This is a genomic window from Geothrix rubra, from assembly GCF_030268065.1.
GTDB lineage: Bacteria > Acidobacteriota > Holophagae > Holophagales > Holophagaceae > Geothrix > Geothrix rubra.
On sequence record NZ_BSDD01000002.1, the window covers coordinates 509,881 to 535,463 of the forward strand.

Below are 25,583 nucleotides of genomic sequence, written 5' to 3' on the forward strand. Positions count from 1 at the left end.
GGGCTCCGGGAAATCAGCCATCACCTTACGAGGGTGGAATAGCTACCGCAACAGGAAATCGGGGGCTACCCCGGCTCCGGGGTCCATGGCCCAATACGGCCATGTCCCACCCGGCCCTCGCCCCCCTCGAAGCCCGCATCCTCGGCTGCCTCATCGAGAAGCAGCTGAGCACGCCGGACGTCTACCCCCTGTCCATGAACGCCCTGCTCCATGCCTGCAACCAGACCAGCAACCGGGACCCGGTGATGCAGGTGGCCGAGGAGGACCTGCCGGCGGCGGTGGACCGGCTGGTGGACCAGGGCCTGGCCGAACGGTGGCCGGGACGGGTGCTGAAGCTCGCCCACCTGGCCAAGCCCCGCTGGAACCTCTCCGTGCAGGAGTCCGCCCTCCTGGCGGAGCTGCTGTTGCGGGGCCCCCAGACGCCGGGCGAGCTGCGGACCAACACCCGGCGCATGTACCCCTTCCCGGACATGGCTGAGCTGGAGGCCTGCCTGGGGGCCCTCCTGGAGGCGGATCCGCCCCTCGTGCTCCGCCTGCCGCGCGCCCCGGGGGCCCGCGAGGCCCGGGTGGCGCACCTCCTCGGGGAGCCCCCCACCGGGGGGACGGAGGCCGCGCCCCCCCCTGCCCTGGCGACGCCGGCCCGGACGGGCCGTCTGGAGGCGCTGGAGGCCGAGGTCGCGACCCTGCGGACCGAACTGGCCGAGCTCCGGGACGCCTTCGAGGCCTTCCGCGCCCAGTTCTGAATCAGACCTCGTCCGCGCCCAGCCCCAGGGCCCGCAATCCCTCCAGCAGGGTCCCGTAGCGGGCGGGGTCCGCCTGAAACACCACGTGGAAGGGCCGGTCGGCGAGCTCCTCCGCCACCTCCCGCAGGATGGCACCGAGGGTGGCCGCCTCCTGGGGCGGAGCGTCGGCCAGGAGCCGGTCCGCCTCCAGCACGAAGAAGGCGGCCCCCGCCTCGGGCAGCTCGGCCAGGGCGTCCCGGAAGGCGTCCCAGGTGCCCCCGAAGTAGGGCGGGAACTGGGCGGCCGCGGCCCACTCGTCCAGCAGGCCCGCCTTCGTGCGCATGTGGCCACCCCGGAGCCAGCGGAGGGAAGGCCGGCCGGGTCCCTGCGCCGCCAGGGCCGTGACTTCGTCGGCCAGGTCCGCCGCCGACCCCTGCCAGGCGTGGAACCGCGGCCCTTTCCCCGAGGCGAGGAAGGCCCAGGCCATCACTTCACCTCGAGAAACGTGCGGTAGTGGTCATCGGTGTACCAGGCCCGGCCGTCGCTGCCCGTCACCAGCCGCTCGGCGCCGCGGTTCCGGTGCTCGGCCATGGGGTGGACGTCCCACTCCCGGTAGAGGATGCGCTTCCGGCGGGCGTCGTAGCGCGGCAGGACGCCCTCGTAGTTGCCGAAGACCCGGCCGCCCACATAGCCCGGCGCGGCGTAGCCGTGCTGGCGGATGTAGGCCAGGGTCTCCCGGGCCGCCGGGGGGATGCGGTCCTTCGGCGCCGCCTGCACCTGGGCCTGGGCCGCCGGGGGGGGCGGAACCTCACCGCCGCCGCAGGCTCCCAATCCCAGGAGCGAGGCCGCCACCAGCAGGCCCCCGGCCAGGGATGCGAGGGTCCTCCGCCAGCAGGTCATGGGGCCTCCGTGCGAGGGGAAGTGTACGCCCTCAGCCTTCCTTGGCGCGCCCAGCCTCCAGCACCCCGCCCAGTCGCTTGTCGGACCGGAGCAGGAGGAAGGCGAAGATCAGCCCGGCGATGCCGAGGCCCGCGAACATGACCTGGGTGGCGGTGTAGGTGCCCGTCAGGTCCCGCAGCTTGCCGTTCAGGAAGGGGAACAACCCGAGACCCAGGTTCTGGATGGCGGTCATGAGCCCGAAGGCGGTGCCCACGCGCTTCTCGTCCACCACCAGGGGCACGGAGGGCCACATGGCGGCGGGCACCAGCACGAAGGCCGCGCCCAGCATGACCATCATCGGGATCGGGTTCCAGTGCGTGATGCCCATGAGGAGGTGGGCGGGTATGAGGATCAGGGAGCCCACCACCATGAGGGAGGCGCGCCGGCCGATGCGGTCCACGAGGTCCCCCGCGAAGGGCGCGAAGATCATGGAGGCGGCGATGACGATGCTGGTGATGCCCGGCGCCGTCGTGAACATGTGGGTGAAGTTGAAGAAGACCTGGGACAGGAAGCTGCCCGAGCTGGCGCTCACGAGGGGCAGGCCCCACTTGTCGTGGAACATGTCCGTGGCCAGGGCCGTGAAGGGGAAGATGGCGCTGTAGAAGGTCACGCAGAGCAGCACCACGAACCAGTACGAGGACGTGAACTTCTTCACATCGGAAAGGACGATCTTGTCCCCGGCATCCGGCTTGGGGAGGGCCAGGACCTTCTCCCCGTGCTTGTCCATGAGGTTGAAGACCAGGTTGCAGAGGACCGAGAACAGGCACAGGAGGGCCGCGGCCCAGAGCGCCGTCCGGAAGCTGTGGGTGTAGCTCGCGATGAGCTCCTCCGTGTTGAAGCTGAAGAGCGTCCCCACGCGGCTGATGGTCAGGGCGATGCCGAAGGCCATGGCCATCTCCTTGCCCTTGAACCAGCGGCTGATGATGGCGCTCTGGACGACAATGAGCGATTCGGACCCGGCCCCGAAGATCAGGCGTCCGCCGAAGAGCATCCACTTGGTCCGGGCCATGGCCACCATCACGGCGCCGAGGAAGATGAGGCAGCTGAAGAGGAGGCTGGCCCGGCGGGGGCCCAGCTTGTCGTAGAGCATGCCACCGAAGAACACGATGGCGATGGCGGCCACGGAATAGGCCGTGTAGAGGTTGCCGATGGTGCTGCGGTCCAGGTGCAGCTCCCGCATCAGCGTGGTCTCCAGCGCGCCGATGCTGTCGTAGGCGAAGTAGCTGCCGAAGACCAGCAGGCTGATGAACAGCAGGATCGTGAAGCGGTAGAGGCGGGTGCTGGGGTGGAACCCGCCGGGGTGTTCGGTCGTCATCGCATGCACCTCATGGCCAACATCGCTGCGGATCCGTCCGGGGCGGACCGTCCGAACACCCGCCCCGGAAAGGCGTGGAGGGTTTCCATCCGGCCCTGCTTGGACGCCGCCAGGCGGGCCCAGACCCTGCGATGGTGCCACGGCCCCGGGGGGCCGCGCATCAATGCAATTGATTTACCGTCTCCTTGACAACTCTTAACACCCCCGGTCCCGCACGCCTCCTACACTTCGGACACCTTTCCGTCCCATCCCCATCCCATTGGAGTTCCCACTCCGAGGAGGCCCCCGTGCAGACCCGACTCGCCCTCCGGCTCGTGGCCACCCTGGCCCTGGCCACCCCCACCCTCTTCGCGGCCCGTCCCGACGGCCTGGCCTCCGAGGCCCAGCGCCACCTGGACGCCCGGGTGTACGACCTGGGCCTGGACCGTGACCACAGCTTCGCCCTCAAGAACGTGTTCGAGGAGCCCTCGGGCGAGGCCCACGTCCGCATGCGCCAGTTCTACAAGGGGGTGCGGGTGATGGGCGGCGAGGCCATCGTCCACCTGACCGGCGGCCGGGTCTATGACCGCACGGACGCCCTGGTCCGCGGCCTCAGCCTGAACGTCACGCCGGCCCTGGGCCGGGCCGAGGCCCTGGCCGCCGCGGACCGCGCCCTGGCCCCGAAGGGCGCCTACGCCGTGGCCCCCACCGCCGAGCTCGTCATCGCCCAGGTGGACACCGAGCTCGTCACGCGCGGCGGGTCGCGCACGGTGACGCGCCCCGTCCTGGCCTACCACGTCCACACCGAGCTGGAGAACGCCCAGGAGACCCGTCACACCGACTTCCTGGTGGACGCCCGCACGGGCGCCGTCCTGGAATCCTGGAACACCCTCCACACCGCAGGCGCCACCGGGACCGGCAACTCCCAGTACTCCGGCACGGTGGCCCTGGCCACGAACAGCGCCACGGGCGGCTACGAATTGCGGGACATGACCCGCGGCACAGGCGGCACCTTCGGCGCCAATGTGGTGACCAACCTGAACCACGCCACCTCCGGCAACGGCACCCTCTACACGGACGCCGACAACACCTGGGGCGACGGCGCCAACTACGTGGAGGGGTCCTCCACCACCGCCGCCAACGGCGAGACCGCGGCCGTGGATGCGGCCTACGGGGTCCAGCAGACCTGGGACTACTACAAGAACGTGTTCGCCCGGAACGGCATCGACGGCGCCGGCACCGCCACCTACAGCCGGGTGCACTACAGCAACAGCTACGACAACGCCTTCTGGTCGGACAGCTGCTTCTGCATGACCTACGGCGACGGCAGCAGCTTCCAGACCCTCACTTCCATCGACGTGGCCGGCCACGAGATGAGCCACGGCGTCTGCGCCCGCACGGCGAACCTCACCTACCGCGGCGAATCCGGCGGCCTGAACGAGGCCAACTCCGACATCATGGGCACCATGGTGGAGTTCATGGGCCACGGCGGCGGCACCACCACCATCCCGAACTACACGGCCATCGGCGGCACCATCAGCACCGTGGGGGGCGTGGTCCCGGCGGCCAACTACCTCATCGGCGAGCAGCTCGAGACCTCCGCCTTCGCCCACCCCCTGCGCTGGATGTACAAGCCCAGCCTGGACGGCAAGAGCCCCGACGCCTGGTCCACCAGCCTCAAGCGCCTGGACGTCCACTACAGCTCCGGCGTGGCCAACCACTTCTTCTTCCTCCTGGCCCACGGCAGCCAGATCGACGCCTTCTCCGGCAACATCCAGTCCCCCATGGCCAACGGCGTCACCAGCGTCGCGGGCATCGGCAACGACAAGGCCGCCCGCATCTGGTACCGGGCCCTCACGGTCTACATGACCTCCAGCACCACCTACGCCGGCGCCCGCACCGCCACCCTGAGCGCCGCCAAGGACCTCTACGGCGCCACCTCCGCCGAGTACAACGCGGTCAACACCGCCTGGCTGGCCGTGAATGTGAAGTAGGCCCTCCAGCCGCCCCTGGAAGCCCCGGCCCCGGCCGGGGCTTCCCCTGTACCGGGTTCCCCGCGGGCGCCGGATGCCCGATAGTGGGGGCGATGAGCACCTCCACCCGGCGCACCTGCCCCAGCTGCCACACCCGCCTCTCGCCCCTGGCCGCGGAGTGCCCGGAGTGCGGCCTGGCGCTGGCACCCGCCCGGCAGGGCCGGCCCATGCTCTTCCAGGCCTCCGCCCTGGCCCAGGCCTCCTTCGACCCTCCTCCACGGGCCCTCACCGCCCCCGCCCTGGGCCGGATCGCCCCGGTCTCCATTGAGATCGCCCCCGAAGAACTCCACCGGACCCAGGATCCCGCCGAAACCCTCCCCGAAGCCCCTGTCGAGCCCCGCCCTGCCCTGGCGGACCAGGAGCCCGTGGCGAGCTTCTGGCCCCTGGTGAAGGTCGAAGTGACGGAGGCCGTCCTCCTGGTCGCCTTGCAGGCCCTGGCCCTGGCCCTCCCCGCCTGGGCCCTCGGGGTACCCCCCTTGCGGATGCTGGGCGGCGCCTGGCCCTTCGTCGTCCCCTACCTCCTCGCCACCTCGTGGGTGTTCTTCATGGCCCCCCTCGTCCTCACGGGCAAGTCGCCGCTCATGGGGCGCTTCGGGGTCACCCTGGCCGAGAACAGCCCCGAGCGGCGCATCGCCTTCTCCCTGGTCCACCTGCTGTCCGTGCTTTGTTTCCCCCTGAGCTTCCTCTGCATGGTGCTCAGCCCCCGGCACCAGACTCTCGCCGAGCTGCTGAGCGGCCAGGAGCTGCTGTCGCGGCCCGCCGACCGCCTGCGCTGAGACGCCCTACTGGGGCAGGTGCATGGGCACGGAGGTCACGATGATCCCCGGCTTGAGCAGCAGCGAGGCCTTGATCCGGAAGGCCGTCTGGTTGTGGAGGAACTGCTGCCACCACTTCGGGGCCACGAACTCCGGCAGGATGACCGTGAGGGCCAGCTCCGGCTCGGCCAGGCGGATGCGGTCCACCTCCTCCAGGATCGGCTCCACCACCTTCCGGTAGGGGCTGTGGAGGCAGCGGAGGGGGACCCCCATGCCGTAGCTGGTCCAGTCCGAGCGCAGCTTCTCCATGGCCGGGCTCTCGTGGTACCCGTCGGAGCCCAGGTCCACCGTGAGGGCCTCCACCCGGTCCCCGGCGATGAGCCGGCCGTAGAGGAGGGCCTGCACCACGCCCCGGTGGATGCCGTTCACCAGCACCAGCGCGTGGTGCTTGGTGGGGAGGAAGGCATCCGTGCGGCTGGCGGCCAGCCGAGACTTCACGCTCACGTAGTGGCGGCGGATGTTGAAGTGGATCACCACCAGCACCGGCACCAGGAGGATCACGATCCAGGCGCCGTGGATGAATTTCGTGATGGCGATGTCCAGCAGCACGATGAAGGCGGTGAGGGCGCCCAGCCCGTTGATGGCCGCCTTGGCGTGCCAGTGGGTGCCGCGGATCTTCAGCCAGTGGACCACCATGCCCGTCTGGCTGAGGGTGAAGCCCATGAACACGCCGGCGGCATAGAGGGGCAGCAGCACGTCCGTGTTGGCGTGGAAGAGCCAGACCAGCACCCCCGAGAAGACGAAGAGGATGAGGATGCCGTTGGAGAACACCAGGCGGTCGCCCTGGCTGGCGAACTGGCGGGGCAGGAAGCCGTCCCGGGCCTGGAGGGCGGCCAGGCGCGGGAAATCCGCGAAGGCGGTGTTGGCGGCGACCACCAGGATGGCGAAGGTGAAGCCCTGCACGGTGTAGTAGACGAGCTTGGGGAATCCGTGGGTGACGTCGCCCAGGATGGCCTTGTTCAGCTTGGACAGGAGGGTTTCCGCCACCACGGACGGATCCGCGCTGTGCTGGTAGGTCACCCCGAAGCGATGCGCGAGCAGGGTGATCCCCAGGAACATGGTGGCCAGGAGCCCCACCATCCAGATCATGGTCTTGGCCGCGTTGGGGCCCGTGGGCTCGCGGAAGGCGGTGGTGCCGTTCGAGATGGCCTCCACGCCCGTGAGGGCCGTGCAGCCCGCGCTGTAGGCCCGCATGAACACCCAGACCATGGTGAGTCCGGCCAGGCGGCTGCCCTGGTCCGCGGCCTGCTGCACCTCCACGGGCGAGGGGACATGCCCCAGGAGCAGGCGCACCACGCCGTAGCCCAGGAGGCCCAGGATGCCCACCACGAAGCCATAGGTGGGCACGGCGAAGAGGCTGCCGCTCTCCCGGATCCCGCGGAGGTTCATCAGCGCGATGAAGCCGATGGCCGCCAGGGTGAGGGCCACGTTGTGCCCCGACAGGGCCGGCACCGCCGCCGTGATGGCCGCCACGCCGGAGGAGACGGACACGGCCACCGTCAGGATGTAGTCCAGGAGGAGCGAGGCGCCCGCCGTGAGGGCGGCGATGTCCCCGAGGTTCTCCATGGCGACGATGTAGGCCCCGCCGCCGCCGGGGTAGGCCAGGATGGTCTGCCGGTAGCTGATGGCCAGGATCACCAGCAGGGCCACGATGCCGAGGGCCACCGGGATGGACCAGCCGAATATCGCGTACCCCGCCGCCCCGGCGAGGGCGGTGGCGCCCAGGACATGCCCCACCGAGGCGGAGAGCGCCGCCATGATCTCCTGGGTGGCGTAGGCCACCGAGGAGAGGGCGTCCGAGCTGAAGACCGCCAGGGCGATGGGATTGCTGATCCGGGTCTGGTGGGTCTCCTCGCTGGCGAGCCGCCGCCCCAACAGGATCCGCCGCAGGTTCAACATGCCCCTCCGCTCACCAGCCCGAGGCCGGTTCCTGGAAGCTACTCCAGTATCGGCTCCAGATGGTAGGGGATCGAGATCACAACCGTCTTCGGCTTCATCAGGAGGGTGCCCTTGATGCGCCAGGCGGTCTGGTTGTGGAGCAGGTTCTCCCACCAGTGGGCGGTCACGAACTCGGGGAGGATCACCGTGATCGTGTACTCCGGCTCCACCCGCCGCATGCGGTCCAGCTCCTCCACCACGGGCTCCACCACCTTGCGGTAGGGGCTCCGGATGGCCCGGAGGGGGATGCCCTCGCAGTAGCGGGGCCAGTCGGACCGGAGCTTCTCCAGGGCCGCGCTGTCCCGGCCGTGCTCATCGGGAAAGTCCACGGTGAGGGCCTCGACATTGCCGTGCTCGGCGATGACCTTGGCGTAGTTCAGCGCCTGCACCACGCCGGAATGGATGCCGGAGACCAGCACCACCACCCGGTTCTTGCGGGGCGAGATGAAGTCCGCCCGGCTGGCGGCCAGGATGGACTTCACCCGGATGTAGTGCCGGTGGATGTTGAAGAAGGTGGCCACCATCAGCGGCACGAGGACGATCACGATCCAGGCGCCGTGGGTGAAGCGCGTCACGGCGATGACCAGCATCACGAGGAGCGTGGTGAGGGCCCCCAGGCCGTTGATGAGGGCCTTGACCTGCCAGTGCGGCCCCTTCCGGCGGAACCAGCGCCGCACCATGCCCGTCTGGCTGATGGTGAAGCCCAGGAACACGCCCACGGCGTAGAGGGGGAGCAGGTGGTCCTCCTTGGCCCCGAACATGGCCACCAGGAAGCCAGCCGCCAGCGACAGGATGAGGATGCCGTTGGAGAAGACCAGCCGGTCGCCCTGGCTGGTGAACTGGCGGGGCAGGAAGCCGTCCCGGGCGTGGAGGGCCGCCAGCCGCGGGAAGTCCGCATAGGCCGTGTTGGCCGCCAGGGCCAGGATGGCCATGGTGAAGCCGGTGGTCGCCAGGTAGATGAGCCGCGGGACCCCGTGCTCCGCACCGCCGAGGATCTTGTGCGTGAGCTGGGAGAGCAGGGTCTCCGGGGAATCCGGGTGGTAGGTGAGGCCGTAGTGGTTCGTGAGGTAGGTGATCCCCAGGAACATCGTCCCCAGGAGGACCACCATCCAGGTCATGGTCTTGGAGGCGTTGTGGGACACCGGCTCCTTGAAGGCCGTGACCCCGTTGCTGATGGCCTCCACCCCCGTGAGGGCGGTGCAGCCCGCGCTGTAGGCCCGGGCGAAGAGCCAGACCGCCGCCAACCGGGCGGTGCCGTCGATGTGCACCGGGGGCGCCGTGAAGTGGCCCGCGCCCTTGTCCCCCATGGCCACGTTCCAGAACCCCCGGGCCAGGAGCCCGAGGATGCACATCACGAAACCGTAGGTGGGCAGCGAGAAGATCAGGCCGCTCTCCTTCACGCCCCGCAGGTTCATGAGCCCGATGAAGGCGATGATCCCCTCCGCGAGGAACACGCGGTGGGGCTCCAGGGCCGGGAAGGCGGAGGTGATGGCCGAGACGCCCGCGGAGACGGACACGGCCACGGTCAGGATGTAGTCGATGAGCAGGGAGGCGCCGGCGGTCTGGGCTGCGCCCTCGCCCAAGTTGTCCTTGGCCACCAGGTAGGCCCCGCCGCCGCTGGGATAGGCGTGGATGGTCTGCCGGTAGCTGACGTTCAGCACCAGCAGCAGGCCCACGATGCCCAGGGCCACCCACCAGGACCAGCCCAGCACCCCCGCGCCGAACATGGCCACCGCCATGGTGAGGGGCGTCATGATCTCCTGGGTGCCGTAGGCCACGGAGGAGAGGGCGTCGGAGCTGAACACCGCGAGCGCGATGGGGTTGCTGATCCGGGTTTCGTGCGTCTCTTCGCTGGTGAGGCGTCGGCCCAGGAGGATGCGTCGGAGGTTCGCCATGGCGTCGTCCTGGGGAGATCAGCGGGCCATGAGCCAGAGGCCCGCGAGGGTTGCGGCCAGCCCCACCAGCCGGGTGGGCTGAAGGTGCTCGCGGAAGAACAGGAAGGCCAGGAGGGCCACCAGCAGGAAGTTCGCGTTCATGATGCCGATGACGATGGCCGTCCGTCCGCCGCGGGAGAAGCTCTCGTTGACGAAGACCAGGGCCAGGGACGTGGCGAAGCCCGCGCCGAGGGCCCAGGCCACCGCGCCGGCCGGGGCCCCGGACCGCCCGCGGAGCATCCCGTAGAGCACCGCCAGCGGCAGCTCACCGGCCACCACCCAGAACAGCACGCCCGCGGAGGAGAGCCCCCGCTGGCTCGCCGCCTTCATACCGAGATTCCCCAGCCCCATGAAGACGAAGGCCGCCAGTGCCCATCCCAACCACGCCATGCCCGACCATCCCAAAGGGACCCATTATGGCCCCAGGTCCCCCGGCCTCGCGCCACGAATCCCGCGGCAGGGCCACGCCCGCCTCCGCCACGGCGTCGCCGACCGGTGGGTCCACAACCGACATATCAACAAGATTAATAAAAACAGCTAAATACATATTTTTTGAAAAAATGATCCGCCCCCGCCGTGATCCCTGTCACAGCCCGGGATGGACCCGCACCCAACAAGGCACATCGCTCCTTCGGGAGGATCCCCACTCACCGGGTCCACCGGACCCATCGGCGGAAGCGTCCGCCAGGAGACCTCGACATGAACCGCACCACCCCCTCCCTCGCCACCCTCTTCGCCGCCGGCGCCTTCGTGGCCGCCAGCGCCGTCCCGGCCGTGGCCGCCACCCCCGTCTCCACCCACTCCGCCAACACCTTGACCGAGGCCGGCTGCGGCGCGAAGGACGCCAAGGACGCGAAGTGCGGCAAGGACGGCAAGTCCAAGAAGGACGCCAAGGAGACCAAGGACACCAAGAAGAAGGGCGACAAGGACGCCTCCTGCGGGAAGGGCTCCTGCGGCAGCCAGAAGAAGGGCTGAGTCGTTCCGGGATCGCGGGCGGAGCGCTGCTCCGCCCGCCCCGCCTTTCCGAGGAGCCATGACCTTCAGCGGCGTCGGACTGGGCCTGCGGCGGCCCCACATCGAGCAGGTCGCGGCCCTGGCGGCCGCGCCGGTGCCCTTCTGGGAGATCGCCCCGGAGAACGTGGTGGGCACGGGCGGCGCACGGCACCGGATGCTCACGGGCGTCCTGGAGCGGGACGACGTGATCACCCACGGCCTCTCCATGTCCATCGGCGGCTTCGACGCCTGGCTGCCCGAGGTGCTGGATCGCCTCGTGGCCTTCCTCAAGGCCACGGGCACGCCGTGGCACTCCGAGCACCTCTGCTGGAGCAGCTTCGGGGGCGCCCACACCCACGAGCTGCTGCCCATGCCGTTCACCCGGGAGGCCGTGCGCCACACCGTGACCCGCGTGAAGGCCCTCCAGGCAAGGCTTCCCGTGCCCTTCCTCCTGGAGAACATCAGCTACTACGCCGAACTGGGCGCCGCGGAGATGTCCGAGCGGGAGTTCGTCCTGGAGGTGCTGGAAGGCGCGGACTGCGGGTGGCTGCTGGACATCAACAACGTCTACGTGAACAGCGTGAACCACGGCTTCGACCCCAAGGCCTGGCTTGCGGGGATGCCCCTGCATCGGGTGGCCCAGCTGCACATCGCCGGCCACACATGGCTGGAGGCGGAGGGGGTCCTCCTCGATACCCATGGCGCCCCGGTGGTGGATCCGGTGGCGAACCTCCTGGCCTGGGTGCTCGCCCGCCTCGGCCGCCCGGTGCCGGTGCTCCTGGAGCGGGACCACGAGATCCCGGAGCTGGCGGTCCTGCTGGCGGAGCGCGAGGCGCTCCAGCGGGTGTACGACCGGGCCCTGGCGGGGGTGGCCCATGCCTGAGGCCGGGACTCCGCACCTGGCGCGTCTGCAGGGCCTCGTCACGGACCTCGTGCTGGCACCGGAGGCCGACGGCTTCCGGGAAGACGCGGCTGCCTTCAGCGCGGAGCGCGGCCTCGGGCCTGACGACCAGGCGGCCCTGGTCCTCCGCCGCGACCGCTGGCTGCTCTACCGCGACCTCGTCCGCACGGCCCTGGAGGATCCCCTCCTGGATGCCTTCCCTGTGACGCACGCCCTGCTGGTACGGCAGGAGGCCTGGACCTGGGCCGTGGACGCCTTCCTGGCCAGCCGCACGGTCTCGAGCCCCTACTACCGCGACGTGGCCCCGGCCTTCGTGGCCTGGCTGGCCGACAGCCGCTGGGGCCAGGACCGCTGGCCCTTCCTGCTCCAGCTCGCCCATTTCGAGGTGCTGGAACTGGACGTGGTGCGCCATCCCGACGAGCCCCCGCCCCCGGGGCTCCTGCGCGAACCCGCCAGCGACCGGGTGGCCGTGCTGGATCCGGCGGCCCGGAACGTGGCCTACGGCTTCGCGGTCCAGGCGGCCACCGTCGAGGCGCCGGAACCCCCGAGCGCCTGCGCCTGGCTCCTCTGCCACCGGGACCGCGACGGGACCTTCCGCGTGCTGGAGCTGACGCCCCATGTCTCCGCCCTGCTGGCCCGGAGCCAGGAGGGCCAGGCCCTCGGCCCCGCCGCCGCCGAGCTGGGCGTGGACCCGTTGGCGGCCTTCGAGCTCCTGCGAGACTTCCGGGACCGGGGCGCCCTCCTCGGGTTCCGCCCCGCCTGACCCTCAGGGCCGGGCGTGGAGGGCCTCCACCAGGTGCCGCTGGTCCGGGGCCAGGTCCCAGAGCCAGCGTCCCCGGGCCCCCACCGTCAGGCCCGAGCCGGTGAGGAGGGCCGGGACATCGATGCCGGCCAGGGGATCCCGCGCCTCCAGGGGCGGGGCCGATATCTGCAACTGGTCCACCCAGGCGTCGGTCCAGGGCCCCAGCTCCAGGCGCCCCCCGCTGAAGACCACGGCCCGGTCGTGGACCAGCCAGAGGTCCGCCCCGCTGGGGACCAGCACCTGCAGGAACGCGGCCACGGCCCGGGCGGTCCAGGCCTCCAGGGCCTCCGCCAGGGGGTCCGGCCGCTCGGGGTCCGTCTCCCAGGGCGAGGCCGGGAGGAACAGGGCCTCCACCAGCCCCTCGGCCACCACCCCGAACTGGCCCATGAGGTTGGCGGCGAGGATCGTCCCCGGCCGGTGCTCCCCGATCCAGGCCGACAGGGCCACGGGTCGCGGCTGCAGCGAGGGGAGGAGCCCCGTGAGGCGTCGCGCCGCAGCCCGGGGATCCCGGTGCCGGCCGGACCAGGGTTCCCCCAGGGCCCGACGGACCGTGGCCTCCAGCTCCGCCAGCCCGCCCGTGGCGTCCTCGAAGGTCCAGGGCGCCCAGCGGAAGTGGCGGAGCCAGGTGCGGACCCGGCTCCAGGGGTCCGCGTCCCACCCCTCCGTCAGGGGCGGCGCCAGGGCCCAGGGCACCTCCAGGCCGGACCCCGCCCCCAGCACCAGCACGGGCCGGGCGGGGTCCGCCGCCGTGAACCCCTCGCCCAGGAAGGCCCGCACCCGCGCCAGATGGGCCTTCCAGCCGGCCCGGTCCCGGGCCAGGAAGGCGCGCTGCTCGCGGCGCAGCAGTCGGGAGAGGGGTTTGGACATGGAGGAGATGCTACGGGAAACTGGGGGTCTGGAGTTCGAATGCCCCGATTCTCGAAACGCGTCGGCCGCGAAGTGCTGGAGGGGCATCCCCGGCTGCCCGAGTGGATCACCAAGGAGCGGGTGAAGCTCGGCGACCTGCACGGCATGAAGAAGGACCTCCGGGCCTCGGACCTCCACACGGTCTGCGAGGAGGCCCGCTGCCCCAACCGCACCCACTGCTTCACCCACGGCACGGCCACCTTCCTCCTCATGGGCGAGGTCTGCACCCGGGCCTGCGGCTTCTGCAGCATCCAGAGCGGGAAGCCCAGGGCCCTGGATTCCCGGGAGCCGTTTGAAACGGCCGAGCGCGTGGCCGCGCTCGGATTGCGCTTCGCGGTGCTGACGTCGGTGAACCGCGACGACCTGCCGGACGGCGGCGCCGCCCACTTCGCCGACACGGTCCTGGCCATCCGCCGCCGCAACCCGGGGGTGGGCGTGGAGGTGCTGGTGCCGGATTTCCTCGGCGACCTGGACGCCGTGGCGCGGGTGGTGGCGGCGGGTCCCACCGTGTTCAACCACAACACGGAGACCGTGCCCAGCCTCTATCCCGAGGTGCGCCCGGCGGGGCGTTTCGAACGGAGCCTCGCCGTCCTGCGCCACGCCAAGGTCCTGGGCACCTCCCTCTACGGCTCCGCCATCCAGACCAAGAGCGGCCTCATGCTGGGCCTGGGCGAGTCCGAGGCCGAGTTGATGACGGTCTTCGAGGCCCTGGCCGGCGCCGGCGTGGACATCCTCACCCTGGGCCAGTACCTGCGTCCCACCCGGCACCAGCTCCCCGTGAAGCGGTATGTCCATCCGGACGAGTTCGCCGCCCTTGGGGCCAAGGCCAAGGCCTTCGGCTTCCAGACCGTCTACGCCGGTCCCCTCGTCCGCTCCAGCTTCAACGCCCACGAGGTGGCGGAGATGAAGGGGATCAGCATCGCCTAGGGGCCCCGGGGCCAGCGCGGCGGGTTTCCGACGGCGCCCTTCAACCCTCCATGGGGCTGGGACCTCCATGGACTATCCCTGTACCGCGGACCTCCGACCCCGAGCCCCCATGCCCCCGCCTCCCGCCGCCCCCAAGCCCCCCGGCCAGCCGATCACCCGGCGCACGGCCCTCCTCGCCCTGGCCAGCACCCTCGGGGCCGTGGCCTGCGGAGGTGGCCCCTCGTCCGGGGCCGCCGCGCCTCCCCCCGCTCCCCCGCCCACCGGTGCCCCCGCCCGGCTCACCCTGAAGGGCTCGCAGGTGCTGCTGCCCGACGGCACCCCCGTCGTCCTCCGCGGGATGAACGAAGGCACCTGGGGGGAGATGCAGGGCTACGACGCCCCCACCCTCGCCGGGCAGGGGGCCCGGGTGGTCCGCCTGCTGATCCGCTGGTGGGGGCTCTACGGGGGAAACGACGTGGAGAGCCGGGCGGACACCGCCCCGGGCCATTTCGACCCCGCGCACCTGGCGCGCCTGCTCCAGGAGATCCAGTGGTGCATCGACGCCGGGCTCTGGGTGGTCGTGGCCATCGATTCGAACTGCGGCCAGAACGGCCTCCAGAGTGCGGCCATGGCCAGCTACTGCGACCCGGCGGGCACCTACCCGGGCGGACGCAACTTCTGGACGGACCTCAGCCAGCGGCAGCTCTTCAAGGAATCCTGGATCTACCTCGCGGGCCTCCTCAAGGGCACCCGGAACATCGCCTGCTACGAGCTGCTGCCCGAACCCCTGGCGGGCCGGGACTCCTCCTACGGCGCCGAGGTCTCCGCCTTCTACCAGGAGCTGATGGCCGCCATCGAGGACCAGGCCGGGGACACCCGCACCCCCTTCCTGGTCGGCCCGCGGGACGCCTACAACATCACCCTGTGCGACGAGGCCTACATCCCCGACCCCCGCTGGGCCAACCGGGTGCTCTACACGGGCAACCTCTTCATCCACCCCACCGGGGCCCTCGACCCGGACCTGGCGACCCTGGACGCCCGGCTCGGCGCCCTCGTGACGATGAAGGCGGCACGCAATGTCCCCGTCTTCATCCAGCAGTTCGGCGTCCGCAGTGGCGACGACCCGAACCAGGTCTACCTGGACGCCGGCCTGAGCCGCCTGGACGCGGCCGGCATCGGGTACACCGGGTGGCAGTGGCGGCAGAACACCACCAGCCCCGACGAGTACGCGGTGGTCCTCACGGATCCGAACACCGGCCAGGATGTCGTGAAGACGGCCGTCCTCGCCGTGTATTCGAAGTACTGGCGGGCCTGAACCGGCGCTAATCCCGCCGCGGCTCCACGACGATGGCGGGCTCGGCGGTGGGGCAGGCGAAGACGCAGAGGCCGCAGCCCGTGCAGACGTCGGCGATGACCTCCGGGTGGCCGATGGCCTCGCCCTCCGCGGGCTCGGCGATGCGGATGGCCTCCTCGGGATAGGGGCAGCGATCCACGCAGACCCGGCACGCCCGGGCCTGGCGGGTCTCCGTCTCGTAGGTCACGCAGAGCCGCGGCTTCACCCGGGCGGTGCCCATCCGGGTGGCCTTGGCCCCTTCGAGCACCGTGCCGTCGGCCAGGGTCCGTTCCGGCCAGACCAGGGCCCCGTCGTCGCACTCGGCCACGCAGGGCAGCGTGACGCAGAGGAAGCAGGGGATGCCCCGGGGCTCGATGTAGGGGGTGTTGAGGGCCAGGCCCATGTTCGCGCCGGCCTTCTTGATGGCGTTCTCCGGGCACGCCCGGATGCACTTGTCGCAGCGGGTGCAGGCCGTGAGGAAGGCGAACTCGTCGAGGGCGCCGGGGGGCCGCAGGAGCTTGGGGCCCAGGCCGGTGATGGCGTCCTCCAGCCGGCTGGCCACGAAGCCGGCGAAGAGGCTGCCCAGGGACTTGAAGAAGTCCCCCCGCTCCTGCGGCTCCTCGAACTTCTTGGCCATCAGCCCTCCATGAGGCCCAGGACCCGCATGGCCGGCCGCAGGACGCCCCACAGGATGGGATCGAAGCCCAGGACCAGGGTGGCGCTGGTTCCGTCGGCGCTGGCCTCCAGGTGGGCCAGCAGGTCCGAGCTCACGGCCACGTCGCGGGAGCTGGGGGGGGCTTCCACCCAGCGCACCCCGGCCGGGGGCTCCTTCCTTGCCAGGCGCTGGCCCTCGGCGGACCGCAGGTGGAGGACCAGGAGGTCGCCGTGGAAGGCCGGCACGCGCACCTCCAGCAGGCGCCCCTTGCCGGCCAGGGCCGGCACCGGCACCACCTCGAAGGCCTGCCGGTAGCCCAGCTTGGCCAGATCCGGATCCTCGCCATTGAGCACGGAGAGCGTCTGCTCCATGAGGCCGTCCAGGCCCCGGTCGCCCATCCAGGCCACGGGGCGCAGGTGGGTGCCCGCCACCTCGCCCAGGTGGTCCACCAGGGAGGGCAGCAGGGCCAGCACCTGCTCCAGGGCCGGGCGCGCCCGCAGGGCGGGGGCCTCCTTGGGCCAGCGGCCCGCCAGGGGCATGGCCTCCAGCTTCGGGTCGGGCTCGGGCCGAAGGTCCAGGAGGCGCCCGTGGAAGGTGTCCAGCTGGCCGGGGCCCGGCGTGTCCGCCAGCAGCACCACGTCCAGGCCCACGAGGAGGGCCGGGTCCGGGGCGAACATCACGAGGTCCCCCTCCTCCTCCGCCAAGGTCAGGGGGCCCGTGGACAGGGGCACCACGGAGGCCTCGGCGGCCTCCAGGGCCCCCACCAGTTCGCGCCCCAGGAGGGTCTGGGCGCCGATCACCGCGAGCTTCAACATGGACGACCTTTCAGGTTCAGACACGGACGGCGGCTTCATCCGCCGGGAGATGGCCCGCCAGGGCCGCGGCCACGGGGCCGGCCAGGAACGTGCGCACCTGCTCCCCGGCCCGGCCGGTGAACCGGCGGGCATCGAGCAGGGCGGCCAGTTCGAGTTCGGTCATGGCCCAGGCGGGGTCCTCGGCCAGGAGCTTCAGCAGCTCGTTGGGCCGGCCCTCGGCCTTGATGCGCCGGCCCGCCTCCAGGGCCGCTCCGCGGAACCGCTCGTGCAGGTCCTGGCGGTCCCCGCCCCGCTTCACGGCCTCCATGAGCAGCACCTCGGCCGCCATGAAGGGGAGCTCCTGGGCGAGGCGCGCCTCGATCATCCTCGGGTACACCACGAGGCCCGAGGCCACGTTGCGGAAGAGCACGAGGATGGCATCCACGGCCAGGAGGCCCTGGCTGATGGCCAGGCGCCGGTGGGCGCTGTCGTCCAGGGTGCGCTCCATCCACTGGTTGGCGCTGGTCTGGTAGGTGGAGGGCATGAGGCCCAGGACGAAGCGGGCGAGGCTGTTGATGCGCTCGGAGCGCATGGGGTTGCGCTTGTAGGGCATGGCGCTGGAGCCGATCTGCTTGGACTCGAAGGGCTCCTCCACCTCCTTGAGGTGCTGGAGCAGGCGCAGGTCGCTGGCGAACTTCCCGGCGCTGGCGGCGAGCCCGCAGAGCACCTGGCCGATGCGGTCCTCCAGCTTGCGGGTGGCGGTCTGGCCGCTGACGGGGATGGCGGGGAAGCCCACCTTTTCGCAGAACCGCCGCTCCAGGGCCTCCACCTTCGCGCCGTCGCCCCCGAACAGCTCGAGGAAGCTGGCCTGGGTGCCCGTGGTGCCCTTCACGCCCCGCACGGGCGTGGTGCGGATGAGGTGGTCCAGGTCCTCCAGGTCGAGCAGAAGGTCCTGGATCCAGAGGGTGGCGCGCTTGCCCACGGTGGTGGGCTGGGCCGGCTGGAAGTGCGTGAAGCCCAGGGTGGGCTGGTCCTGCCACTGCGCGGCGAAGGCCGCCAGGGCGGCGATCACGTCCTGCAGGCGGCGGCGCAGGAGGGCCAGGGCCTCCTGCACGATGAGCAGGTCCCCGTTGTCGGTGACGAAGCAGCTGGTGGCGCCCAGGTGCAGGATGGGCCGCGCCCCGGGCGCCTGCTCGCCCCAGGCGTGGATGGCGGCCATGACGTCGTGGCGGAGGGCGGACTCGTGGCGCGCGATGGCCTCGAGGTCCACGTCGTCCTGGGTGGCCCTCAGCTCCGCGATCTGCGCGGCCGTGACCGGCAGGCCCAGCTCGGCTTCCGCCTCGGCGAGGGCGATCCAGAGGCGCCGCCACACCCGCTGGCGGTAGAGGGGCGAGAGCAGGCGCACCATGGCCTTGCTGGCATAGCGGCTGGCCAATGGGTGCTCGAAGCGCTCCAGCTCGGAACCATCGTGGGGAGGCAGGAAGGACATGGGATCTCCGACCCTCCAGTTTCGCACGGACCCGGAGCTGTGATCCCGCTCACGAATCGAGGTCCTTGGCGGGCGCGGGCCGCGGCTAGGATAGGGACAACTTCTCGGAGTCTTCCCCATGTACGAAGTGATCCGCACCTCCGATCCCGCGGTGTTCCAGGCCCTGGAGCTGGAGGTCCAGCGCCAGCGGCACCACCTGGAGCTCATCGCCTCCGAGAACTACGCCTCCCGCGCGGTCATGCAGACCATGGGCTCCCACTTCACGAACAAGTACGCCGAGGGCTACCCGGGCAAGCGCTACTACGGCGGCTGCAGCCACGTGGACACGGTGGAGAACCTGGCCCGCGACCGCGCCAAGCAGCTCTTCGGGGCCGAGCACGCCAACGTGCAGCCCCACAGCGGCGCCCAGGCCAACATGGCCGTCTACCTGGCCGCCCTGAAGCCCGGCGACACCGTCATGGGCCTGGACCTGGCCCACGGCGGCCACCTCACCCACGGCCACCCCCTCAACAGCTCCGGCATCCTCTACAAGTTCATCCCCTACCACGTGCGCCAGGAGGACGAACGGGTGGACATGGACGAGGTCCGCGCCCTGGCCCGGGAGCACAAGCCCCGCATGATCGTGGTGGGGGCCTCCGCCTACTCCCGCACCTGGAACTTCCCCCTCTTCCGGGAGATCTGCGACGAGGTGGGCGCCCTGCTCATGGTGGACATGGCCCACATCGCGGGACTGGTGGCCACGGGGCACCACCCCAACCCCGTGCCCCACGCGGATTATGTCACCACGACCACCCACAAGACCCTGCGCGGCCCCCGCGGCGGCATGATCCTCTGCAAGGCCCAGTACGCCAAGGACCTCGACCGCGCCGTCTTCCCGGGCATCCAGGGCGGCCCCCTCATGCACGTCATCGCCGCCAAGGCCGTGGCCTTCCATGAGGCCCAGCAGCCCGACTTCAAGGCCTACAGCGGCCAGGTCATCCGCAATGCCCACGCCCTGGCCAAGGGCCTGCAGGAGCGCGGCTGGCGCATCATCAGCGGCGGCACGGACAATCACATGTTCCTGGTGGACCTGCGGGACCACGGGCTCCTGGGCCACGAGGCCGAGGACTGCCTGTACCGGGCCGGCATGACCATCAACAAGAACGGCATCCCTTTCGACCCCAACCCGCCCCTCAAGCCCTCCGGCATCCGCCTGGGCAGCCCCGCCCTCACCACCCGGGGCATGAAGGAGGAGGAGATGGACCAGATCGCCCGCTTCATCGACGCCACCCTGCGCCACCGGGCCGACGAGAGCACCTTCGCCCGAATCAAGCAGGAGGTCTTCCACCTCACGGACCAGTTCCCCATCCCGGAATAGCGGCCCTTCCCACACCATCCCGCCCTCTACCGCCAAGGCGCCCTGCGCTTTGGCGGTATGTTTCTGGAGGGGGTACCATGATCGCGGCGGATGGGTTGTTCGTGTACGGGGCCCTCCGGGAGGGCGGGTCGAACCACGCCTGGCTCCAGCGCACCCACCCCGAGGGGATGACCCGGGCCTGGGTGCCGGGGCGGCTCTTCCACCTGCCCGAGGGTTTCCCCGCCCTGGTGGCCGGGCCCGAGCCCCCCGCCCCGCCGCCGGGACCGGGCTGGGTGGTCGGTGACTTCGTGGGCTACGAGGCTCCGGGGGATCTCGAGGCCGCCCTGGCGGACCTGGACGCCCTCGAAGGCGTGGCGGAGGACCGGTTCAGCCGGGAGCTCCTGCCCGTGGTCCTCCAGGGAGGCCACCGCTACCTGGCCTGGGCCCACGTGTTCCATGTGGAACGCCTGCCCCGCCTGGAGCGGCACGCCGTCGAGCTGACGGACGGGGACTGGGGCCCCTACCTCTAACGATCAACGGCGCGAAACCGCGCCGTTGATCACAGGTGAAGTTCCAAGAAGAAGCTAAAGATCGAGCTTCGGCTGCTGGCCCCCCTCGTCGGGACCGGGGTGGCCCGCCTCGCTCTCGAGGAGATCCTCCTCCTCGTCCAGGGCCATGGCCGAGGCGTCGATCTTGGCCAGGCCGACCACCTTGTCCTGGGCGCTGGCCAGCTTGAGGAGGCTGACCCCCTGGGCGGCGCGGCCGGTCTTACGGACCTCGTCGATGAGGAAGCGGATGACCATGCCCTCCTGGCTGATGAGGAGGCAGCCCTCGCCGGGCTTGACCAGCTTGAAGCCCACCACCTGGCCGTTGCGGACGCCGGCGCGGATGTTGATGACGCCCGTGCCGCCCCGGCCCTGGAGCCGGTAGTCCTGGAGCAGGCTGCGCTTGCCGTAGCCCTTCTCGCAGACCGTGAGCAGCATGCCGTGGTCCTCGGTGCTCTCGTCGGGCTCCACGCCCTCCGGCAGGTCCGGCAGGGGGTCGGCCACCTCCATGTCCACGATGTGGTCGCCCTTGGCCAGCTTCATGCCGCGGACGCCCGTGGTGGCGCGGCCCGTGGCGCGGATGTCCTCCTCGGGGAAGCGGATGGCCTTGCCCTGGGCCGTGGCCAGGACGATCTGCTGGCTGCCCGTGGACCGGCGCACGGTGACCAGGGTGTTGCCGTCGTCGATGTTGAGGGCGATGAGGCCGTTGGCCCGGATGTTGGCGTAGGCCGCCAGGCTGGACTTCTTCACCGTGCCGTCGCTGGTGGCGAAGACCAGGTTCTCGCCCTCGGGGAAGTCGCGGAGGGCCATGAGGGTGACCACGTTCTCCCCGTCCTTCAGGGAGATCAGGTTGCGGATGTGCTTGCCCCGGGTGGAGGCGGCGGCCTCGGGCAGGTCATAGACCTTGAGGGCGTACACGATGCCCTTGTCGGTGAAGGCCATGAGGGTGTCGTGGGCCTTGGTCATGAAGAGCTGCTCGACGAAGTCCTCGTCCTTGGTCTTCATGCCCACCTTGCCCTTCCCGCCGCGGCGCTGGCGGCGGTAGGCGGTGAGGTCGGTGCGCTTGATGTAGCCGGCCTTGGACATGGTGACGACCATGGGATCGTCGGGGACCACATCCTCCATGCGGATCTCGCCGGAGTAGCCCACGATCTCCGTGCGGCGGTCCTCCCCGAACTGGTCCGCGACCTGCTGCAACTCCTCCTTGATGACCTTCAGGAGGAGCTTCTCGTCCTCCAGGATGGCGTGCAGGCGCTTGATGAGGGCCTCGATCTCGGCCAGCTCGGCCAGGATCTTGTCCCGCTCCAGGCCTGTGAGGCGCTGGAGGCGCATGTCCAGGATGGCCTGGGCCTGCAGGGCCGAGAGGCAGAGGCTGGGGTCCTTCTTGAGGGCCGCGGCGGTGGCGAAGGCGCCGGCCATGAGGCCGGCCCTGGCCTCCTCGGGGGTCTTGGCGGCCCGGATGAGCTTGATGACGGCATCCAGGTGGTCGAGGGCGATCTTCAGGCCCAGCAGGATGTGGTGCCGCTCCTCCGCCTTCTTCAACTGGAAGAGGGTGCGCCGGGTGACCACCTCGCGGCGGAAGCCGATGAACTCCTGGAGGATCTCGCGCAGGGTGCAGATGCGGGGCTGGCCGTTCACGATGGCCAGCATGGTGATGGGGAAGCTGTTCTGGAGCTGGGTCTGCTGGTAGAGCTGGTTCAGGACGATGTCGCTGGGCTCGTTCTTCTTCAGCTCGACCACCAGCCGGATGCCCTCCCGGTCGGACTCGTCCCGCAGGTCGCTGATGCCGTCGATCTTCTTGTCCCGGACCAGCTCGGCGATCTTCTCGATGAGGGTGGCCTTGTTCACCTGGTAGGGTAGCTCGGTGAAGACCAGCTGCTCCCGGTCGCCTGCCCGCTTGATCTGCTCCACGTGGGACTTGGCCCGCACCACGCAGCGGCCGCGGCCGGTGCGGTAGGCCTCGACCACGCCCTCGGTGCCCAGCATGAGGCCCCCGCCGGGGAAGTCGGGGCCCTGGATGTGGGTCATGAGCACGTCCAGGCCGATCTCGGGGTGGTCGATGAGGGCCATGAGGGCGCCGCAGCACTCCCGCAGGTTGTGGGGGGGGATGCTGGTGGCCATGCCCACGGCGATGCCCTGGGCGCCGTTGATGAGGAGGTTCGGGAAGCGGGCCGGCAGGACGAGGGGCTCCTCCAGGCTGCCGTCGTAGTTGGGCCCGAAGTCCACGGTCTCCTGGTCGATGTCCCCCATGAGCTCGTTGGAGAGCCGGGAGAGCCGGGCCTCGGTGTAGCGCATGGCCGCCGCGGAATCGCCGTCGATGGACCCGAAGTTCCCCTGCCCGTCCACCAGGACGTGGCGCATGGAGAAGGGCTGCGCCATGCGCACCATGGTGTCGTAGATGGCCGAGTCGCCGTGGGGGTGGTACTTACCCATCACGTCGCCCACGGTGCGGGCGGACTTCTTGTAGGCCCGGTTCCACTCGTTCCCGGACTCCTTCATGGCGTAGAGCACGCGCCGGTGCACGGGCTTGAGGCCGTCGCGGACATCGGGCAGGGCCCGGCCCACGATGACGCTCATGGCGTAGTCCAGGTAGGACTTCCGCATTTCCTTTTCGATTTCCAGGGGCTCGATTCGACTCATGTCACTTCCGATGTTCTACGTGGAACGCGATTCGACATCTTGGGGATGCGGAACTTAGATGTCGATGTTCTCCGCCAGGAGGGCGTTGTTCTCGATGAAGCGCCGGCGGGGTTCCACGGCGTCGCCCATGAGGATGGTGAAGATCTCGTCGGCCTCCACCGCGTCGTCCACCCGGACCTGGAGCAGGGTGCGGCGCTCGGGATCCATGGTGGTCTCCCAGAGCTGCTCCGGGTTCATCTCGCCGAGGCCCTTGTAGCGCTGGATGCCGAGGCCCCGCTTGCCCTCCTCCAGGACCATGGCCAGCATGGCCTCTGGATCGGTGAACACCTGCTCCTTGCCGAGCTGGGTCGGGCTTTCCTCGCCGTCCTCCTCCTTCTCTTTCTCCTTGGCGACATCCTTCAGGCGGCGGAGCCGCAGCTCCCCCCCGCGGAAACCCGCCAGCTCGACCTGGAGGGCGGCCAGGCGGCGGAACTCGCCCCAGTGGGCCACCTGGCTGTCGATCCAGAGGGTGATGGGACGGCTCAGGTGCATGCGCACCACCCGCAGCCGGTGGCTGGCGGGGATCGTGGTCGCGGGCTCCTCGCCCTGGGCCGGCAGTTCCACGGCCTCGGTGGTCTCGATCTCGCAGGTGCCGAGCTTCTGCCGGGTGATGGACTCGGCCAGCTGCGCCAGGGATTCCCGGGTGGCGAAACGGTCCGCATCCAGGAGCCCCTCGGCCAGCAGCGCCTGCACCAGGGGCCGGGCGTAGCCGCGGCGGTCCAGCTTGCCGAAGAGCTGCTGGACCTCGCCCCACTTCTTCATCTCGCGTACCAGGGTGGCGCCCTTGTGCTCGGTGCCGTCCGGCAGGGTGAGGGTCCAGCCGTCCAGCGCCTTCTGGAAGAGGAACTCCTCCAGGGCCCGCTCGTCCTTGAGATACTTCTCGGTCTTCCCCTTCTTCACCTTGTAGAGCGGCGGCTGGGCGATGTAGAGGTGGCCGCGGAGCACCAGCTCCGGCATCTGGCGGTAGAAGAAGGTGAGCAGCAGGGTGCGGATGTGGGAGCCGTCCACGTCCGCGTCGGTCATCAGGATGATCTTGTGGTAGCGGAGGTTCTCGATCTTGAACTCCTCCTTGCCGATGCCGGTGCCGAAGGCCTGGATCAGGAGGCGGATCTCGTTGTTGCCCAGGACCTTGTCGAAGCGGGCCTTCTCGACGTTGAGCACCTTGCCCCGCAGGGGCAGGATGGCCTGGGTGGCCCGGTGGCGGCCCTGCTTGGCGGAGCCGCCGGCGGAGTCGCCCTCCACCAGGAAGATCTCGCTGAGGGCCGGGTCCTTCTCCTGGCAGTCCGCCAGCTTGCCGGGCAGGCCGCCGCCGTCCAGGGCGCCCTTCCGGCGGGTCAGCTCGCGGGCCTTGCGGGCCGCCTCGCGGGCCCGGGCGGCCTCGATGGCCTTCTCCAGGATGGCCTTCGCCTCCCGGGGGTTCTCCTCGAAGAAGCTGGAGAGCTTGTCGTAGACGATGGTCTGGACGATGCCCTTCACCTCCGAGGAGACGAGGCGATCCTTGGTCTGGCTGGAGAACTTGGGATCAGGGACCTTGGCGCTGATGACGGCGGTGAGTCCCTCGCGGACATCCTCGCCCGAGAGGCTCACCTTGGCGGACTTCAGCAGGTTGTTCTTCTCGGCGTAGGTGTTGATGACGCGGGTCATGGCCGCCCGGAAACCCTCCAGGTGCGCGCCGCCGTCCCGGTTGCGGATGTTGTTCGTGAAGCAGTAGAGGGTCTCCTGGTAGGAGTCGTTCCACTGGAGGGCCACCTCCACGGTGGTGTCCTGCTTCTCGTCCTTGATGAAGATCGGGGGCTTGTGGAGGGCCACCTTGTTGCGGTTGAGGTGCTCGACGAAGGCGCTGATGCCGCCGGCGTTCATGAAGTCGTGGGTGTCGCCCGTCCGCTCGTCGGTGATGCGGATGTGCACGCCCTGGTTCAGGTAGCTGAGCTCCCGCAGGCGCTGGCTCAGGGTCTCGAAGCTGAAGTCCAGGACGTTGTTGAAGATCTCGGGATCGGGCATGAAGCGCACCCGGGTGCCCCGGCGGGCCGTGGGGCCCACCACCGCCAGGGGGGCGTCGGCCTTGCCCTGGCTGAAGGTCATGGCGTGCTCCTGGCCGTCCTTCCAGACCGTGAGCCAGAGCTTGCTGGAGAGGGCGTTCACGCAGGACACGCCCACGCCGTGGAGGCCGCCGGACACCTTGTAGGCGTTCTTGCCCTCGGTGCTGGTGTTGTCGAACTTCCCGCCGGCGTGGAGCACCGTCATGATCACTTCGGCGGCGCTGCGGCCCTCCTCCTTGTGGATGTCGACGGGGATGCCGCGGCCGTTGTCCTCCACGCTGCAGCTGCCATCGCCGTGGAGCATCACGTCCACGCGGGTGCAGAAGCCGGCGAGGGCCTCGTCGATGGCGTTGTCCACCACCTCGTAGACCATGTGGTGCAGGCCGCTGCCGTCGTCGGTGTCGCCGATGTACATGCCGGGGCGCTTCCGCACGGCCTCGAGGTCGCGCAGAACCGTGATGTTGTCGGCGGTGTAGCTGTCGGATTCCTGGGGGGTGTGGACGCGTGCGCTGAGGACTTCTTCGGACATC

At 70.2% G+C, this 25,583-nt stretch carries 22 protein-coding genes; 10 read left to right on the forward strand and 12 right to left on the reverse strand.

Going from position 1 to position 25,583, the window contains the following annotated elements:
* The first annotated feature begins 101 nt into the window (after positions 1-101).
* Positions 102-743, forward strand: a complete 642-nt coding sequence (locus QSJ33_RS07070; protein ID WP_285723979.1) for a YceH family protein — start codon at positions 102-104, stop codon at positions 741-743.
* A 1-nt stretch (position 744) separates the two neighbouring features.
* On the opposite strand, the gene QSJ33_RS07075 is transcribed toward QSJ33_RS07070, so the two are convergent.
* The 3 genes from QSJ33_RS07075 to QSJ33_RS07085 are packed head-to-tail and all read right to left on the reverse strand — an operon-like array spanning position 745 to position 2,976.
* Entirely contained in the window at positions 745-1,209 is a 465-nt protein-coding gene (locus tag QSJ33_RS07075) for a barstar family protein (protein ID WP_285723980.1), read from the reverse strand.
* A complete protein-coding gene (locus QSJ33_RS07080; protein ID WP_285723982.1) occupies positions 1,209-1,622 on the reverse strand; it encodes a guanyl-specific ribonuclease in 414 nt (137 codons plus the stop codon). The genes QSJ33_RS07075 and QSJ33_RS07080 overlap by 1 nt, the downstream gene beginning before the upstream one ends.
* 31 nt (positions 1,623-1,653) lie before the next feature.
* Positions 1,654-2,976, reverse strand: coding sequence for an MFS transporter (locus tag QSJ33_RS07085; protein ID WP_285723984.1), 1,323 nt, complete (start codon positions 2,974-2,976; stop codon positions 1,654-1,656).
* Positions 2,977-3,263: 287 nt separating this feature from the next.
* On the opposite strand from QSJ33_RS07085, the gene QSJ33_RS07090 reads away from it, so the two are divergent.
* Together QSJ33_RS07090 and QSJ33_RS07095 are read left to right on the forward strand one after the other, a co-directional pair.
* Positions 3,264-4,949 (forward strand): M4 family metallopeptidase, encoded by a 1,686-nt coding sequence (locus QSJ33_RS07090; protein WP_285723986.1) that lies wholly within the window; start codon positions 3,264-3,266, stop codon positions 4,947-4,949.
* 92 nt (positions 4,950-5,041) lie between these two features.
* Positions 5,042-5,764, forward strand: coding sequence for a hypothetical protein (locus QSJ33_RS07095; RefSeq protein ID WP_285723988.1), 723 nt, complete (start codon positions 5,042-5,044; stop codon positions 5,762-5,764).
* Between the two features lie 6 nt (positions 5,765-5,770).
* Here QSJ33_RS07095 and QSJ33_RS07100 read toward each other — a convergent pair whose 3' ends face one another.
* The 3 genes from QSJ33_RS07100 to QSJ33_RS07110 are packed head-to-tail and all read right to left on the reverse strand — an operon-like array spanning position 5,771 to position 10,065.
* A complete protein-coding gene (locus tag QSJ33_RS07100) occupies positions 5,771-7,702 on the reverse strand; it encodes an APC family permease (RefSeq protein ID WP_285723990.1) in 1,932 nt (643 codons plus the stop codon).
* 38 nt (positions 7,703-7,740) lie between these two features.
* The gene (locus QSJ33_RS07105; RefSeq protein WP_285723992.1) at positions 7,741-9,636 is read right to left on the reverse strand and encodes an APC family permease; all 1,896 of its coding nucleotides are present in this window, start codon (positions 9,634-9,636) and stop codon (positions 7,741-7,743) included.
* Between the two features lie 18 nt (positions 9,637-9,654).
* Complete coding sequence (locus QSJ33_RS07110) at positions 9,655-10,065, reverse strand: EamA family transporter (protein WP_285723994.1); 411 nt, start codon at positions 10,063-10,065, stop codon at positions 9,655-9,657.
* A 309-nt stretch (positions 10,066-10,374) separates the two neighbouring features.
* On the opposite strand from QSJ33_RS07110, the gene QSJ33_RS07115 reads away from it, so the two are divergent.
* Genes QSJ33_RS07115 through QSJ33_RS07125 form a run of 3 tightly spaced genes read left to right on the forward strand, consistent with a single transcriptional unit; the run spans position 10,375 to position 12,332 of the window.
* Positions 10,375-10,650, forward strand: coding sequence for a hypothetical protein (locus QSJ33_RS07115; RefSeq protein WP_285723996.1), 276 nt, complete (start codon positions 10,375-10,377; stop codon positions 10,648-10,650).
* Between the two features lie 58 nt (positions 10,651-10,708).
* Positions 10,709-11,551, forward strand: a complete 843-nt coding sequence (locus tag QSJ33_RS07120) for an MbnB/TglH/ChrH family RiPP precursor modification enzyme (protein WP_285723998.1) — start codon at positions 10,709-10,711, stop codon at positions 11,549-11,551.
* Positions 11,544-12,332, forward strand: coding sequence for an HvfC/BufC family peptide modification chaperone (locus QSJ33_RS07125; protein WP_285724000.1), 789 nt, complete (start codon positions 11,544-11,546; stop codon positions 12,330-12,332). The genes QSJ33_RS07120 and QSJ33_RS07125 overlap by 8 nt, the downstream gene beginning before the upstream one ends.
* A 3-nt stretch (positions 12,333-12,335) precedes the next feature.
* Here the strand turns inward: QSJ33_RS07125 and QSJ33_RS07130 are convergent, their stop codons facing one another.
* Positions 12,336-13,238, reverse strand: a complete 903-nt coding sequence (locus tag QSJ33_RS07130) for a hypothetical protein (protein ID WP_285724001.1) — start codon at positions 13,236-13,238, stop codon at positions 12,336-12,338.
* Positions 13,239-13,277: 39 nt separating this feature from the next.
* On the opposite strand from QSJ33_RS07130, the gene lipA reads away from it, so the two are divergent.
* Positions 13,278-14,204, forward strand: coding sequence for a lipoyl synthase (lipA, locus tag QSJ33_RS07135; RefSeq protein ID WP_285724003.1), 927 nt, complete (start codon positions 13,278-13,280; stop codon positions 14,202-14,204).
* A 109-nt stretch (positions 14,205-14,313) separates the two neighbouring features.
* Positions 14,314-15,498, forward strand: coding sequence for a glycoside hydrolase family 5 protein (locus QSJ33_RS07140; RefSeq protein ID WP_285724006.1), 1,185 nt, complete (start codon positions 14,314-14,316; stop codon positions 15,496-15,498).
* A gap of 7 nt (positions 15,499-15,505) precedes the next feature.
* Here QSJ33_RS07140 and QSJ33_RS07145 read toward each other — a convergent pair whose 3' ends face one another.
* From QSJ33_RS07145 to purB, 3 genes are read right to left on the reverse strand one after another with little or no spacing between them, the layout of a single operon-like run.
* Positions 15,506-16,153 carry a 4Fe-4S dicluster domain-containing protein gene (locus QSJ33_RS07145; protein ID WP_285724008.1) on the reverse strand — a complete coding sequence of 216 codons (648 nt, stop codon included), beginning with the start codon at positions 16,151-16,153 and terminating at the stop codon, positions 15,506-15,508.
* A complete protein-coding gene (locus QSJ33_RS07150; protein ID WP_285724010.1) occupies positions 16,153-16,986 on the reverse strand; it encodes a hypothetical protein in 834 nt (277 codons plus the stop codon). Before QSJ33_RS07150 ends, QSJ33_RS07145 begins: the two co-directional genes overlap by 1 nt.
* 16 nt (positions 16,987-17,002) lie before the next feature.
* Entirely contained in the window at positions 17,003-18,454 is a 1,452-nt protein-coding gene (gene purB, locus QSJ33_RS07155) for an adenylosuccinate lyase (RefSeq protein WP_285724012.1), read from the reverse strand.
* Positions 18,455-18,572: 118 nt separating this feature from the next.
* On the opposite strand from purB, the gene QSJ33_RS07160 reads away from it, so the two are divergent.
* Both QSJ33_RS07160 and QSJ33_RS07165 read left to right on the forward strand, forming a co-directional pair.
* Positions 18,573-19,811: a serine hydroxymethyltransferase gene (locus QSJ33_RS07160; protein WP_285724014.1), complete on the forward strand. Its 1,239-nt coding sequence runs from the start codon at positions 18,573-18,575 to the stop codon at positions 19,809-19,811.
* Positions 19,812-19,888: 77 nt separating this feature from the next.
* Complete coding sequence (locus tag QSJ33_RS07165) at positions 19,889-20,320, forward strand: gamma-glutamylcyclotransferase family protein (RefSeq protein ID WP_285724016.1); 432 nt, start codon at positions 19,889-19,891, stop codon at positions 20,318-20,320.
* A 54-nt stretch (positions 20,321-20,374) separates the two neighbouring features.
* Here QSJ33_RS07165 and gyrA read toward each other — a convergent pair whose 3' ends face one another.
* Together gyrA and gyrB are read right to left on the reverse strand one after the other, a co-directional pair.
* Positions 20,375-22,975 carry a DNA gyrase subunit A gene (gyrA, locus tag QSJ33_RS07170; protein ID WP_285724018.1) on the reverse strand — a complete coding sequence of 867 codons (2,601 nt, stop codon included), beginning with the start codon at positions 22,973-22,975 and terminating at the stop codon, positions 20,375-20,377.
* A gap of 54 nt (positions 22,976-23,029) precedes the next feature.
* Positions 23,030-25,582 carry a DNA topoisomerase (ATP-hydrolyzing) subunit B gene (gyrB, locus tag QSJ33_RS07175; protein ID WP_285724020.1) on the reverse strand — a complete coding sequence of 851 codons (2,553 nt, stop codon included), beginning with the start codon at positions 25,580-25,582 and terminating at the stop codon, positions 23,030-23,032.
* Position 25,583 lies beyond the last annotated feature (1 nt).